Genomic DNA, 13,936 nt, shown 5'->3' on the forward strand with positions numbered 1-13,936 from the left:
GCTGGACCGGTCGGAAAAATTGTCCGACCGGATTGGTGGTTCGGCAGCGGGGCCGCTGTCCGGCTGTGACCATTCGAAATATGATCGCCACTCGCTCCATGGTGGCCACGACGATCATCGCCGTCGCCGCATCCCTGACCCTCACACCTGCGGACCCGGCTCGGGCCAGTGATCCCAGCGTCCCGCACGCCCCGACGACGTACGCCCGGGCCAGCGCGCCGCGCGGCGCCGCGGGTGCCCTCGAGGCGGCGCAGGCCGTCGTCGCCGGGCGTGCGCACCAGCTCTACCTCTCGCGCTTCGACAAGGTCCGCGCGGGCAAGGTGCTCCGGTCCGGCAAGCTCCGGTTCGTGCCCTACGAGCGCACCTACCGCGGGCTGCCGGTGGTCGGCGGCGACTTCGTCGTCGTCGTGCGGAAGGGGCACGTCGTCTACACGAGCGTGGCGCAGACGGGGAAGGTCAGGCTGCCCAGCGTCAGCCCGTCGATCACCTCGTCCGCCGCCCGTTCGACCACGGCCGGGAAGGTGCGCGGCGCGCAGCTGAGCAGGAGCCAGCTGGTCGTGCTCCAGCGCGGCAGCCGTTCCTCTCTCGCGTGGCGGACGACGGCCTCGGGTCGCCGGGCCGGGGCACCCTCGCGACTCGATGTCTACGTGGACGCGCGCACGGGTGCGGTCCTCAAGACCACCGAGCACGTGCTGTACGGCGACGGCAACACGAAGTGGAACGGACCGCAGCCGGTCCACCTCAACACCGTGCACGTCGGGGCGACCTTCTCGATGAAGACGCCCGGGGCGCCCACCCTGGAGTGCCAGGACGCCGCGACCAACGCGACCTTCACCGGGGCGGACGACGTGTGGGGCAACGGCGTCGGCACCAACCGGGAGACCGGCTGCGCCGACGCGCTCTACTCCGTCCAGCAGGAGAAGCTCATGCTGAAGGCCTGGCTGGGCCGCGACGGCATGAACGGCGAGGGTGGCTGGTTGCCGATCCGGGTGGGGCTGAACGACCTGAACGCCTTCTACGACGGCACGCAGGTGCAGGTGGGCCACAACTCCGCCGGTGAGTGGATCGGGTCGATGGACATCATCGGTCACGAGTTCGGGCACGGCATCGACGACCACACGCCCGGCGGCCTCTCGGGCAGCAACACCTCGGAGTTCGTCGCCGACACGTTCGGCGCCGCGACCGAGTACTACGACAACCAGCCCGCTCCCTTCGACCAGCGCGACTTCCTGGTCGGCGAGGAGGTCAACCTCACCGGCTCGGGCGAGATCCGCAACATGATCGACCCGGCCCTGGAGGGCGACCCGGCCTGCTGGTCGGCCTCGGTCGACGACACCAGCACGACCGAGGTGCACGCCGGCGCCGGACCGGGTGACCACTGGTACTACCTGGCCGCCATCGGGAGCAACGCCGCCGGCATGCCGGTCAGCCCGACCTGCAACAGCTCGACGGTCGTCGGCATCGGCGTGCAGAAGCTGCAGAAGGTCTTCTACACCGCGATGCTGATGAAGACCACCGCGGCGAGCTACAAGCAGTACCGCGCCTGGACGCTCGTCGCCGCCCGCAACCTCTACGGCCAGTCCACCTGCACCGAGTTCAACCGCATCAAGGCTGCGTGGGACGCGGTGTCGGTGCCGGCTCTCGGTGGCGAGGCGACCTGCACGGTCGGCCAGCCCTCGGTCCGGGTGACCAACGCGAGCGCGACCCGGGTTACCACCGCGGGCACCGCGATCACGCCGTTCACGATGACGGCTGCCGGCGGCAGCGGGCACTACACGTGGTCCGCCGCGAACCTCCCGGCCGGGCTGACGATCAACGCCTCCACGGGCCAGGTCTCGGGCACCCCGGCGTCGAACTCGCCGGGCAGCTACACGGTGTCGGTCACCGCGACGGACACGATCGGCCGGGTCGGGACGGGGTGGTTCAACCTCACCGTCAACCCGTCGACCTCCGACGTCTGCAGCGGCGACCGGCTCGGCAACGGCGGCTTCGAGAACCAGACGCACGCACCCTGGACGATGCTGCTCTGGCTCTACCAGCGCAACCGTCCGACGGTGGCCCGGACCGGGCCGGGCAGCATCTGGATGAACGGCTACGGGAAGACCGTCACGGAGACCATGTCCCAGCAGGTCAGGCTGCCCTCGGGTCCGTGCCGGGCGACGCTGACCTTCTACGTGTGGTCGCTGACCGCGGAGACGTCGACGACGACAGCGTTCGACAAGCTGACGGTGAAGGCCAACAACTACACGCTGGTCACCCGCAGCAACCTCGACGCCATCAACGTCTCGACGTGCGGCGCCTGCCCGGCGACGTACGTCAAGGTCACCAAGGTGATCCCGACCGCGTTCCTCGGCAAGACGATCACCCTGTCGTTCACCGGAGCAGAGGACAGCTCCCTCTTCACCAACTGGCACATCGACGACGCGGCGGTGACGATCACGCCCGCGCCGTAGCCGGCGCCGTCTCGGGCCCCTTGACCCGGGAGGGGCTGCGCGTCCCCCACAGGTGCGCGGCCCCTTCCGGCCTACGAGCAGGCAGGATGCAGCCATGAGCGCGGGTGAGGTGGCTGCCGCCGCCGGCATCGGTCTGGCGGTCCTGGCCCTGGCCGGACTGGTGGGGATCCTGGTGTGGCTGGTCCGCAGGAGCCGTCGGGTCGGCGAGGAGGTGCGGGCGTCGTACGTCCACGCGGTGCTGGGTCCTGAGCGCGGCACGTACCGCGGCGGCACCGGGTCCTACTCGCGCGTCGCCAACAGCGGGTGGCTGGTGCTGACCGACCGCGAGCTCGTCGTGCGGACGCTGCTCGGGAAGGGCTTCACCGTCCAGCGGGCGTCGATCAGGGGCACCCGGGTCGAGAAGTCCTACAACGGCCGGCGGAGCCAGTGGCCGGTGCTCGTGCTGGAGACGTCGCAGGGCGAGGTCGGGCTCAGCGTCGCCGACCTGCCGCGGTGGCAGGCCGCGATCGAGGCGTGACGATGGCTCCTGCGGACGGGCGAAGGCCTGCGCCGGCTCGACCACCTCGTGGCCCGAGGACGGGGTGCTAGCACCATCGGACAACTGTTCGGGGGAGGTGTCGTGGAGGAAGGCTCGGGGCCAACCCCCGAGAGAGGAAATGACCATGTCCCCCTTGAAGAACCTCGCAGCACTCGTCGCCACCACCGTCTGCCTCGCGCCCCTGGCGCTCGCCCTCGACGCATCGCCGGCCCACGCCCGCGGCGACGACGACGTGATCCGTCGTGGTGACTGCACCGGGAGCGCGACCTGGAAGCTGAAGGTGAAGACCGACGACGGCCGCCTCGAGGTCGAGGGCGAGATCGACAGCAACCGGACCGGCCAGCGCTGGGCGTGGACCCTGCGCCACAACGGCTCGGTGTCGGCCCGCGGCACCGGCACCACCGCCGGGCCCAGCGGCTCGTTCGACGTCGAGCGCCGGGTCGTCGACCTCGCCGGCACCGACCACCTCCGGTTCCGCGCGACGCACAACGGCCAGGTGTGCGTCGGTGTGGTGAACTACTGACCTTTCAGGAGGTAGGTCGATGCGCTGGTTCACGAACCCCGTGGTGCAGTTCCTGGCCGCGGGGTTCGTGACGTTGCTCGTGGTCGTCGCCGCGACGCAGTGGCTGAGCCGCGACGCCGCCGACGACGAGGCGATCGCGGAGGCGCGAGCGCTCACCGGCGTGCTGGGTCGCTCGGTCGCCGAGCCGGCCGTGCCGCGCGGCCTCGTCACGGGCGATGCCGCGGCGATCGACAAGCTGGACCGCACGGTGCTCGACCGGCTGCTGGTCGGCGACGTCGAGCGCATCAAGATCTGGGCGGCCGACGGCACCGTGCTCTACAGCGACCGCACCGAGCTCATCGGCAGCGTCTACCCGCTCGACGACGACGAGCGGGAGATCCTCGAGCGCGGCGGCACCGACGCCGAGCTGTCGGACCTGAGCCGCCCGGAGAACCGGTTCGAGCGCGGGCTCGGTGGCGGCGGGATGCTCGAGGTCTACACCCGCATCCGCTCGCCCGAGGGGCAGCCGCTGCTCTTCGAGGCCTACTTCCGCAGCGACCAGATCGCCGACCGCCGCGGGGAGGTGCTCGACCGGTTCCTCCCGATCAGCATCGGCGCGCTGCTGGTGCTGGTGCTGGTCACGACGCCGCTGATCCTCCTGCTGACCCGCCGGGTGGCGCGGGGCGGTCGGGACCGGGAGCGGCTGCTCCGCGCCGCCGTCCAGGCCTCCGACGCCGAGCGGGTGCGCATCGCCCGCGACCTGCACGACGGGGTGGTGCAGGACCTCGCCGGGTCGTCGTACTCGCTCTCGACGCTGGCCACCCGCCTCGGCGACGAGGACGAGGTCGCCGGCGAGCTCGAGGAGGTCAGCCGGTCGCTGCGCACGAGCATGCGGTCGCTGCGCTCGCTGCTGGTCGAGATCTACCCGCCGGACCTGCACGTCGAGGGCCTCGCCGCGGCGCTGCACGACGTCACCGCGCCGCTCACGGCAGCGGGCGTCGGTGTCGACGTGGACGTGACCGGCGACGCCGGATGCCCCGACGACGCCGTCGCGCTGGTGTGGCGGGTGGCGCAGGAGGCGGTGCGCAACGTCGCCCGGCACGCGGACGCCCGGAGGATGTCCGTCACCGTCCACCGGGAGGAGCGGGTGCTGGTGCTCGAGGTGGTCGACGACGGCCGTGGCTTCGACCCCGGGACCGCCCGTGGCGACGGGGGCTTCGGGCTGCGCGGCCTGCGCAGCCTCGCCGCCGACGCGGGCGCCCGGCTCGAGGTCGACTCCAGCACCGCCGCCGGCCAGAGCGGTACGACGGTCCGCCTCGAGGTGCCGCTGTGATCCGCGTCGTGGTCGCCGACGACCACGCGGTCGTGCGCCAAGGTCTGACGGGTCTGCTCGACAGCGCCGAGGGCCTGACGGTCGTCGGCGTCGCCGCCGACGGCCGGGAGGCCGTGGACCTCGTGCGCGAGCACCGGCCCGACGTGGTGCTGATGGACCTGCAGATGCCGGGCCTCGACGGCGTCGAGGCGACCCGCGCCATCCTCGCCGAGGACCTCGGTGCGGAGGTGCTGGTGCTGACCTCGTTCTCCGACAAGGCCCGGATCCACGCGGCGATCGACGCCGGCGCGGTGGGCTACCTCCTCAAGGACGCCGAGCCCGCCGACCTCATCGCCGGCGTGCGTGCGGTGGCGCGGGGGGAGTCCCCGCTCGACCCGCGCGCGGCTCGAGCCCTGATCTCCGCACGCTCCGCGGGCGACGGGACCGACCGGGAGGTCGAGCTCTCGCCGCGCGAGACCGAGGTGCTGCGCCTCGTCGTGGAGGGGCTGCTCAACAAGCAGATCGCCCAGCGGCTCGGCATCACAGAGCGCACGGTGAAGGCGCACCTCACCTCGATCTTCCAGCGCACGGGCGTCGCCGACCGCACCCAGGCCGCGCTCTGGGCCCAACGGCACGGGCTCTGAACCGCGTTTCCACATCTGACAACGCGGCTCTCGTCATCCTCGGCGCGGTCACCTAGTGTTCGGGATCGGAACGGATCTCATCTCGGGGGGTCGTGGTGACCGTGATCCAGCCTGCGCTGGCTGTGGCCGACGTCGTCGGTGTGCTCGACGAGGCACTGCGTGCCGCCGTACGGCGTGAGGGGCTCGACCCGCAGCGGGAGGTGGCTGCGGTGCGCCGGCTGGCAGAGGCGCTCGTGCGCGACCACGACGAGCGCAGCCTGACCGGGGTGGTCGCCCCCGTGGCCGATGCCGGGGGAGTGGTGGCCGAGCTGGTCGCGCGGGTGTCGGGCTTCGGGCCGCTGCAGCCGTTGCTCGACGACCCCACGGTCGAGGAGGTCTGGATCAACAGCCCCGACCGGGTCTTCGTGGCTCGTCGGGGCCGGCACGAGCTCACCAACCTGGTGCTCACCGACGCCGAGGTCGCCGAGCTCGTCGAGCGGATGCTGAAGACGACCGGGCGCCGCATCGACCTGTCGCGGCCGTTCGTCGATGCGATGCTGCCGCAGGGGCACCGGCTGCACGTGGTGCTGCAGGGCATCAGCCGCGGGTTCTCCGCGGTCAACATCCGCAAGTTCGTGGTGCGGGCGGCGCGGCTCCCCGAGCTCGTCGACCTGGGCAGCCTCACGCCCACGGCCGCGCTCTTCCTCGAGGCGTCGGTGCGGGCCGGCCTCAACATCCTGGTCAGCGGCGCGACGCAGGCCGGCAAGACCACGATGCTCAACTGCCTGGCGGCCGCGATCCCCGGTGGGGAGCGGGTGATCTCGGTCGAGGAGGTCTTCGAGATCCGGTTCCCGCACCCCGACTGGGTGGCGCTGCAGACCCGGCAGGAGGGACTCGAGGGCACCGGGGAGGTCCGGCTGCGCGACCTCATCAAGGAGTCGCTGCGCATGCGGCCGAGCCGGATCATCGTCGGCGAGGTCCGCGCCGCGGAGGCGCTCGACCTGCTGCTCGCCCTCAACAGCGGGCTCCCGGGCCTCTGCACGATCCACGCCAACAGCGCGCGCGAGGCGCTCACGAAGACCTGCACGCTCCCGCTCCTCGCGGGCGAGAACATCTCCGCGCGCTTCGTCGTGCCGACGGTCGCGTCGTCGGTCGACCTCGTCGTGCATCTCGAGCTCGACGCCCGCGGACAGCGCCGTGTCGCCGAGATCGTGGCCGTGCCGGGACGGACCGAGCAGGACGTGATCGAGACCGAGCCGGTCTTCGAGCTGCGTGAGGGCCGGCTGCGGCGCAGCATCGGGATGCCGCCGCGGATCGAGCGCTACGAACGGGTCGGCATCGACGTACGCCGGCTCCTGCACGAGGCCGAGTGAGCCATGGGTGCGCTGGTCGGTCTCGGTGTCGGGCTGGGCCTGCTCCTGGTCTGGTCGGCGTTCGCCACGCCGCGAGCGGCGTCCGACCGTCCGCGCCGCACCGGCCGGGTCGAACGGCTCCTCGCCGAGGCCGGCATGGGCGCGGTCCCGGTGCGATCGGTGGCCATGACGTGCGCGGCGTCCGGTCTCCTCGTCTGCCTGGTCGTGCTGGCGCTCTCCCGCACCGCACCGCTGGCGCTGGTCATGGGTGCGCTCGCCGGCTACCTGCCGATCGGCCTGCTGGCGGGCCGCGCGCGGCGGCGTCAGCGCGAGCTCGCGGAGGTCTGGCCCGAGGCGGTGGACGACCTCGCCTCGGCCGTCCGAGCAGGGATGTCGCTGCCCGACGCGGTGGCGGCGCTGTCGGTGCGCGGTCCCGATGCCCTGCGCCCGGCGTTCGAGGCCTTCGCGTTGGACTACCAGGTGTCGGGCCGCTTCGGCGACTGTCTCGACCGGCTGAAGGCTCGTCTCGCGGATCCGGTCGGCGACCGCGTGGTGGAGGGCCTCCGCGTCGCCCGCGAGGTGGGCGGAGGCGAGCTCGGCCGGTTGCTGAGGAACCTGTCGTCGTACCTCCGCGACGACCTGCGCACCCGGTCGGAGCTGGAGGCGCGGCAGTCGTGGGCGGTCAACGGTGCGCGGCTCGCCGTCGCGGCCCCCTGGTTCGTGCTGGTGCTGATGTCGCTCCAGACCGACGTGATCACGCGCTACCGCACGGCGACGGGCGCCGTGGTGCTCGTCGCCGGGGCGGTCGTCTGCGTCGTCGCCTACCGGGTGATGATGCGGATCGGCCGACTCCCGACCGAGCGGCGGATCCTCGCATGACGCCCACGGTGTGGGGCGGTGTGCTCGGAGGCGCTGCCGCCCTCGGAGCGGTGCTCGCCGGGGTCGTGGTCGTCGCCGGCCGGCGGCCGAGCCTCGAGCTGCGGGTGCTGCCCTATGTCCGCGACCTCACGCCCGAGGCGCAGCGGGTCACCGGCACTGCGGCGCCGGTGCTGCGGGCGGCAGCTGACCTCGTCGAGCGGGTGCTCGGCGGCGCCGCGTCCGTACGACGACGGCTGGCCCGCGCCGGCTTCGACAGCAGCGTCCACGAATTCCGCGTGGAGCAGGTGGTCTGGGGCCTCGCGGGGTTCGGCGTCGCTGCGGCGTACTCCCTCTTCAGCGCCCTCTCCGGTCCGCGCGACCCGCTGCCGCTGGCGGTGCTGTGCGTCGTCGGTTTCGTGAGCGGGGTGCTCTGGCGCGACCAGCACCTGAGCACCCAGGTGCGGAAGCGGGAGCGGGCGATCGTGGCCGAGTTCCCGACGTTGGCCGAGCTGCTGGCGCTCGCGGTCGCTGCGGGGGAGGGGCCGGTGCCTGCCCTCGATCGCGTGGTCCGGCGCTCGCAGGGCGCGCTGTCGGCCGACCTGGCGGCGGTGCTCGCCGCCGTCCGCACGGGCGAGCCGGTCGCCGACGCCTTCGACCGGCTGGCGGCGACGACCGGCGTGCCGATCGTGGCGCGGTTCGCGCACGGCGTGGCGGTCGCGGTCGAGCGCGGCACGCCGCTCACCGAGGTGCTGCACGCACAGGCCGGCGACGTCCGCGAGGCCGGACGCCGCGAGCTCATCGAGCAGGCCTCACGCCGCGAGATCTTGATGATGGTGCCCGTCGTCTTCCTCGTGCTGCCGGTGACCGTCGTCTTCGCCTTCTGGCCCGGCCTGGTCGGCCTCTCGCTGACCGCCCCCTGACCCCCCGAACAACAGAACCGTCTCGGGAAGGACAACTCCATGGATCCGCTGCTCCACCTCTTCTGCTGGTGCACCGCGCTGCCTCGGCGCCGCGACGACAGGGACGACCGCGGCGACGTGCCGGGATGGGTGCTCATCACCGTCATGTCCGTCGGCCTGGTCACGGCACTCCTCGCGGCCGCACGGCCGGCCCTGGTCGGCATGCTGCGCTCCGCGCTCGGCTCGGTGCAGTGACCGGTCGGCCGCAGCGCGGTTCGGCGGTCGTCGACTTCGTGCTCGTGGTCGTCGTGCTCGCACCGCTGGTCGCCGGGCTGATGCAGGTCGCTCTCGTGCTGCACGTCCGCGCGACACTCGCGGCGGCGGCGTCCGATGGCGCGCGCTACGCGGCGACGGCCGACCGCAGCCCGGCCGACGGCGTCGCGCGGACCCGCGAGCAGATCGACGACGCCATTGCCGGCCGGTTCGCGCAGGACGTCACCGTCGCGGAGGCTCCCGTCGACGGACTGCCGGGCGTGGTCGTCACGGTCACCGCCGAGGTGCCCGCGCTGGGGATCGGCGGACCGGCCGTGCGCTTCTCGGTGTCCGGCCGCGCCGTGGAGGAGTCGCCGTGAGGCGCGGCGAGGAGGGGAGCGCGATCGTCGAGCTGGTCTGGCTCGGGATCCTGCTGCTCGTCCCGCTCCTGTGGATCGTGCTGTCGGTCTCGCACGTGCAGCAGGGCGCGTTCGGCGTCGCGGCCGCCGCGCGGGCGGCGGGCCGGGCCTACGCGCTGGCGCCCGACGACGCCTCCGGTCGGGCCGCCGCGACGGCGGTCGCCCGCCGCGCGCTGGCCGACCAGGGGCTCGGCGACGCGCCCCTCGACGTCAGCGTCACGTGCACGCCCTTCCCGCACGACTGCCACAGCGGCACGTCGGTGATCACGGTCCGGATCCGGTCGGCCGTCGAGCTGCCGCCGCTGCCGGACTTCCTCGGTGGAGGACAGCCGCGCTTCGCGCTCAGCGCCAGCCAGACGGTGCCGATCGGGCGCTATCAGGAGGTGCGTCGTGGACCGCGCTGAGCGCGGCTCGTCGAGCGTCATGATCATCGGGTTCGCCCTCGTCGTGGTCCTGCTCGTCGCCGTGGTGATCGACGCCGGAGCCGCCTACCTCGAGCGGCAGGACCTCGACTCCCTCGCCGACGGAGCGGCCCTGTACGGCGCCGACGCCGCCGCCGAGGGCCGCGACGTCTACGCCGGTGGGCTGGGTCGGCAGGACCTCCACCTCAGTGCCGACGTCGCGCGCGCCGCGGTGGGCGACTACCTCCGGTCGACGGGCGCGTACGCCGACCACCCCGGCCTCCACGCGTCCGTCACCGTCCGCGACGACCGGGTCGTGGTCGAGGTCGTGGCCCCGCTCGCGCTGCCGCTCGATCTGCCAGGGGCTGCCGTGCGGCCGACTGTGCGGGCGAGGGGTTCGGCCGTCGTACGACCTGAGGAGGGTGACGCCGCTCGGTCGAATTCGTCGTTCCTCCACCCCGCCTGGCAATTCCTGTCACGCTGCTGACGGGAGGGGTGTCAACTTCAGGAAACTCTGGCATCGAGTCAGTCCCACAAGAGGAGGCGCTCCCGTGGCGTCATCATTGGAAAGCGAGATGCGATCGACCTACCGCTACCTGCGGCTGTCGATGCCCCTTCTCGGCCTCGTCCTCGCGACGGCGGTGATCATCCAGATCTTCAGCACCCAGCCGCGTTGTTGGCTGGGGTCGATCAGCGCCTACTACTACACGCCGGCCCGAGCGGTCTTCGTCGCTGCCCTGTGTGCGATCGGGACGGCGCTGGTCGTCTTCAAGGCCTCGACGACCCGCGCAGACACCGCGCTCAACCTGGCGGGCGTCGGCGCGTTCGCGCTCGCCCTCGTGCCGACCCCGCTCAAGACCATCGCTGACGATTCGGACTTCGAGAAGTGCAGCAGGAGCAACGAGCCGACGTCCGAGCAGCTCAGTGCGGCGCTCAACAACAACGTGCTCACCCTCGTCATCGGGATCACGGTGCTGGCCGCGGCGTTCTGGGTCTGCCGCGTCGTCATCGAGGAAGGGCACGGACAGCCGAACCTCCGGTCGGTCGTCGCCGCTACCGTCCTGTCGGCCGTCGTGTGGGTCGGCTACGTCTGGTGGCACACGGCCGACGTGAGCGTGCGGACGGTCGAGAAGATCGGGCACTCCACGGGCACGGTGTGTCTCTTCGTCGGCATCTCGTTCATCATCGTCGCGCAGCTGTGGCCCCGTCTCGCTGTGCCTCGGGGCACGCCGAGGCCACCGAGGTCGGAGGGTGTCTACCTGGCCGGCTACTGGGCCAGCTTCGCGGTCCTCATCCTCGGCGCGGTGATCTTCGTGCCGCTCTGGTTGGCGGACAAGGCCAACGGTCTGTTCTGGTTCGAGACCACGATGATCAGCGCGTTCGTCCTCTTCTGGACGCTCCAGACGATCGAGGACTGGGGGCTCGACTAGCTCGAACCCGGGGGTCGGGTGCCTTCGGGGGTCACCAGGCGGCCGAGGAACACGTCGCCGCCGGTGCGCCGCAGGTGGTTGCCGACCTCCTCGACCAGTCGAGCGGTCCTCGAGCAGGAGCGAGCGCAGCGAGCGACGCATCGAGACGCGGTGCGGTGCCCACCGACGGTGGGGACGGTGGGTGGGTACGTCACCGGGTCTCGTGACGGTCGCTGCGCGACCTCCTCGACCAACGGGGCCGCGCGACCTCCTCGACCAACGGGGGCTGCGCGACCTCCTCGACCAACGGGGGCTGCGCGACCTCCTCGACCAACGGGGGCCGCGCGACCTCCTCGACCAACGGGGGCTGCGCGACCTCCTCGACCAACGGGGGCCGCGCGACCTCCTCGACCAACGGGGGCCGCGCGACCTCCTCGACCAACGGGGGCCGCGCGACCTCCTCGACCAGCGGAGGCCCGCGGCTTTGGGCACGGGTCCCGCAGCGGTCAACCTGTGGGGGACGTCAGCCCGTGGGGGAGGAGGAGTCCGAGTCCGACGCGCTCGGCGAGTCCGTCACGCACGGATCGGCGAGGCTCGGCGCGTCGCTCGGCGTCGCGCTGGGTGACATCGAGTCCGACATGCTGGGGCAGTCGGTCGGGGTGTCCGAGGGCGTCCCGGTCGACGTGGGCGAACCGGTGTCCGTGGGCGACGGGCTCCAGGTCGGTCCGAAGGTGCCTTCGGAGCCGGGAAGGTCGGAGGGCGTGGCCGACGGCGTCGCCGAGGAGCTCGTCGGATCGGTCGACTCGGTCGGCAGGTCGGTCGGGAAGTCCGTCGGGAGGTCCGTCGGGAAGTCGGCGATGATCGTCGGGTCGGCGGCGAGCGAGTCGGCCGTCTGGTCCTGGTAGGCCCGGTCGACAGCGAGCACCGTCTCGACGAAGGACTTGTCGTCGTTGATGCGCCCGACGGCGGCCATCCGGTCGGCCCGCTTCTGCAGGTCCTCCTCGCCGGAGCAGAGCAGCACGGCGACCGCGAGCGACGCGTCGTCGATGTCGCCGGGGTTGCGACGCCCGTCGCCGTCGGCGTCCACGCCGATGACCGCCCAGGTCGGGGGAGCGAGCTGCATCGGGCCCACGGGACGGTCCCAGCGCTTGTCGCCGTCGACCTTGCCGGCATCGCTGTCGGGGAGCTTCTTCCCCGCGTCGTCGGTGATCGGGTCTCCCCGAAGATGGGGCCGCAGGGTGCCGTCGTCGCGGAACGTGCCGCCGTCCTTGGCGCCGTGCTTCGAGACCACCTGCCCGACGGCCGCGACGAGCGTCCAGTCGAGGTGGCAGCTCTTGTCGGCGCCGTTGAGGACCGACTCTGCGCGCTGGTAGGCCGCGAGGGCCACGGTCGGGATGTCGGCCAGGACGGGGCCGTTGTCGGAGATGACCGCCACCTCGGGGATGCCGATCGGAGCGTCCGGGATGTCGACCGGCGGGGCGAGCGAGTAGTCGTCCTCGCTGGTCGTCGCCGTGGTCGGCGGCGGCGCGGCGGCCGGCTCCTGCGGCTTCGGCTCGGCGTCGGCGAGCGTCACCGCGGCGGCCGTGATCGTGACCGAGGTGAGGGCGAGCGCGGACAGCACCGAGGTCACCACGGCGCGTCGTACGGCGCCACCGGTCTTCACCGGTTGCCTGCGGTGTCGGGGAGTCATCGGCCGTCCTCGGGTGTGAGTTCTCATGATGCGTCGTACTTCGCCTCCAGCAAACAGAAATCACCGGATTTCATCCGCCTGGTTGAAGGCCCGTAACCTGATCAACGTGGCAGGCCCCGAGTACGACACTGAGATCAAGCAATTGACTGCGACGATGCACACCATCGAGCAGGTTCTCGACCTGCCTGGCATGAAGAAGGAGATCGAGGACCTCGGCGTCCAGGTCGCCGCGCCGGACCTCTGGGACGACCAGGCCAACGCGACCCGCGTGACCGGCCGGCTGTCCGCGCTCCAGGGCCAGGTCGAGCGCTTCGAGGCGCTCCGTGGCCGCATCGACGACCTCGCGTTGATGGTCGAGCTCGCCGAGGAGGAGGGCGACGCCGACAGCCTGGCCGAGTCCGAGACCGAGCTCGGCAAGATCAAGAAGGCCGTCGAGGCCCTCGAGGTGCGCACCCTGCTGAGCGGTGAGTACGACGAGCGCGAGGCGATCGTCACGATCCGCTCCGGCGCGGGCGGGGTCGACGCCGCCGACTTCGCCGAGATGCTGATGCGGATGTACACCCGCTGGGCCGAGCGCAACAAGTACCCCGTCGAGGTCTACGACGTCTCCTACGCCGAGGAGGCCGGCATCAAGTCGGCCGAGTTCGCGATCCACGCGCCCTACGCCTACGGCACCCTCTCGGTCGACGCCGGCACCCACCGCCTGGTCCGGATCAGCCCGTTCGACAACCAGGGCCGGCGCCAGACGTCGTTCGCCGCGGTCGAGGTCGTGCCGGTGCTCGAGCAGACCGACGAGATCGAGGTCGACGAGAACGACATCCGCGTCGACGTCTTCCGCTCCGGCGGCCCCGGCGGGCAGTCGGTCAACACCACCGACTCCGCGGTGCGGCTGACCCACATCCCGACCGGCATCGTCGTGTCCTGCCAGAACGAGAAGTCGCAGCTGCAGAACAAGGCGTCCGCGATGGTCGTCCTCAAGGCCAAGCTGCTCGCGGTGAAGAAGGCCGAGGAGGCTGCGCTCAAGAAGGACCTGAAGGGCGACGTGGCCGCGAGCTGGGGCGACCAGATGCGCAACTACGTGCTCAACCCCTACCAGATCGTCAAGGACCTGCGCACCGGCTACGAGACCGGCAACCCGCAGGCCGTGTTCGACGGCGACCTCGACGGCTTCCTCGAGGCCGGCATCCGCTGGCGCAGGGGAGCGGAGAAGGCCGAGGCCTGAGCCACC

Annotated in this window: 16 protein-coding genes; 14 read left to right on the forward strand and 2 right to left on the reverse strand. The window is 72.0% G+C overall.

What is annotated here, in order from left to right; translation table 11 throughout:
• Positions 1-80 precede the first annotated feature (80 nt).
• The 13 genes from ACAX67_RS06820 (at position 81) to ACAX67_RS06880 (ending at position 11,039) form a co-directional block, all read left to right on the forward strand.
• Positions 81-2,453, forward strand: coding sequence for a M4 family metallopeptidase (locus ACAX67_RS06820; RefSeq protein WP_370703058.1), 2,373 nt, complete (start codon positions 81-83; stop codon positions 2,451-2,453).
• A 94-nt stretch (positions 2,454-2,547) separates the two neighbouring features.
• Positions 2,548-2,970 (forward strand): hypothetical protein, encoded by a 423-nt coding sequence (locus ACAX67_RS06825; RefSeq protein ID WP_370703059.1) that lies wholly within the window; start codon positions 2,548-2,550, stop codon positions 2,968-2,970.
• 145 nt (positions 2,971-3,115) lie between these two features.
• The gene (locus ACAX67_RS06830) at positions 3,116-3,514 is read left to right on the forward strand and encodes a hypothetical protein (protein ID WP_370703060.1); all 399 of its coding nucleotides are present in this window, start codon (positions 3,116-3,118) and stop codon (positions 3,512-3,514) included.
• 19 nt (positions 3,515-3,533) lie between these two features.
• Positions 3,534-4,826, forward strand: coding sequence for a sensor histidine kinase (locus ACAX67_RS06835; RefSeq protein WP_370703061.1), 1,293 nt, complete (start codon positions 3,534-3,536; stop codon positions 4,824-4,826).
• Positions 4,823-5,449, forward strand: coding sequence for a response regulator (locus ACAX67_RS06840; protein ID WP_370703062.1), 627 nt, complete (start codon positions 4,823-4,825; stop codon positions 5,447-5,449). The genes ACAX67_RS06835 and ACAX67_RS06840 overlap by 4 nt, the downstream gene beginning before the upstream one ends.
• A gap of 95 nt (positions 5,450-5,544) precedes the next feature.
• Positions 5,545-6,801, forward strand: a complete 1,257-nt coding sequence (locus ACAX67_RS06845; RefSeq protein ID WP_370703063.1) for a TadA family conjugal transfer-associated ATPase — start codon at positions 5,545-5,547, stop codon at positions 6,799-6,801.
• 3 nt (positions 6,802-6,804) lie between these two features.
• Positions 6,805-7,659, forward strand: coding sequence for a type II secretion system F family protein (locus tag ACAX67_RS06850; RefSeq protein ID WP_370703064.1), 855 nt, complete (start codon positions 6,805-6,807; stop codon positions 7,657-7,659).
• The gene (locus tag ACAX67_RS06855; protein WP_370703065.1) at positions 7,656-8,558 is read left to right on the forward strand and encodes a type II secretion system F family protein; all 903 of its coding nucleotides are present in this window, start codon (positions 7,656-7,658) and stop codon (positions 8,556-8,558) included. Before ACAX67_RS06850 ends, ACAX67_RS06855 begins: the two co-directional genes overlap by 4 nt.
• Positions 8,559-8,597: 39 nt before the next feature.
• On the forward strand, positions 8,598-8,792 hold the full coding sequence (locus tag ACAX67_RS06860; RefSeq protein WP_370703066.1) for a hypothetical protein: 195 nt from the start codon (positions 8,598-8,600) through the stop codon (positions 8,790-8,792).
• Entirely contained in the window at positions 8,789-9,169 is a 381-nt protein-coding gene (locus ACAX67_RS06865; RefSeq protein WP_370703067.1) for a TadE/TadG family type IV pilus assembly protein, read from the forward strand. Before ACAX67_RS06860 ends, ACAX67_RS06865 begins: the two co-directional genes overlap by 4 nt.
• Entirely contained in the window at positions 9,166-9,612 is a 447-nt protein-coding gene (locus ACAX67_RS06870) for a hypothetical protein (protein ID WP_370703068.1), read from the forward strand. The genes ACAX67_RS06865 and ACAX67_RS06870 overlap by 4 nt, the downstream gene beginning before the upstream one ends.
• The gene (locus tag ACAX67_RS06875) at positions 9,599-10,096 is read left to right on the forward strand and encodes a pilus assembly protein TadG-related protein (protein WP_370703069.1); all 498 of its coding nucleotides are present in this window, start codon (positions 9,599-9,601) and stop codon (positions 10,094-10,096) included. The genes ACAX67_RS06870 and ACAX67_RS06875 overlap by 14 nt, the downstream gene beginning before the upstream one ends.
• A gap of 88 nt (positions 10,097-10,184) precedes the next feature.
• Entirely contained in the window at positions 10,185-11,039 is an 855-nt protein-coding gene (locus tag ACAX67_RS06880; protein WP_370703070.1) for a hypothetical protein, read from the forward strand.
• Positions 11,040-11,229: 190 nt separating this feature from the next.
• Here ACAX67_RS06880 and ACAX67_RS06885 read toward each other — a convergent pair whose 3' ends face one another.
• Complete coding sequence (locus ACAX67_RS06885) at positions 11,230-11,460, reverse strand: hypothetical protein (RefSeq protein WP_370703071.1); 231 nt, start codon at positions 11,458-11,460, stop codon at positions 11,230-11,232.
• 81 nt (positions 11,461-11,541) lie between these two features.
• Positions 11,542-12,708 (reverse strand): lysozyme family protein, encoded by a 1,167-nt coding sequence (locus tag ACAX67_RS06890; RefSeq protein WP_370703072.1) that lies wholly within the window; start codon positions 12,706-12,708, stop codon positions 11,542-11,544.
• Between the two features lie 106 nt (positions 12,709-12,814).
• Between ACAX67_RS06890 and prfB the strand changes: the two genes are divergently transcribed.
• Entirely contained in the window at positions 12,815-13,930 is a 1,116-nt protein-coding gene (prfB, locus tag ACAX67_RS06895) for a peptide chain release factor 2 (RefSeq protein WP_370703073.1), read from the forward strand.
• The last annotated feature ends 6 nt before the right edge of the window (positions 13,931-13,936 follow it).

This window comes from Nocardioides candidus, from assembly GCF_041321175.1.
Classification (GTDB): Bacteria; Actinomycetota; Actinomycetes; order Propionibacteriales; family Nocardioidaceae; genus Nocardioides.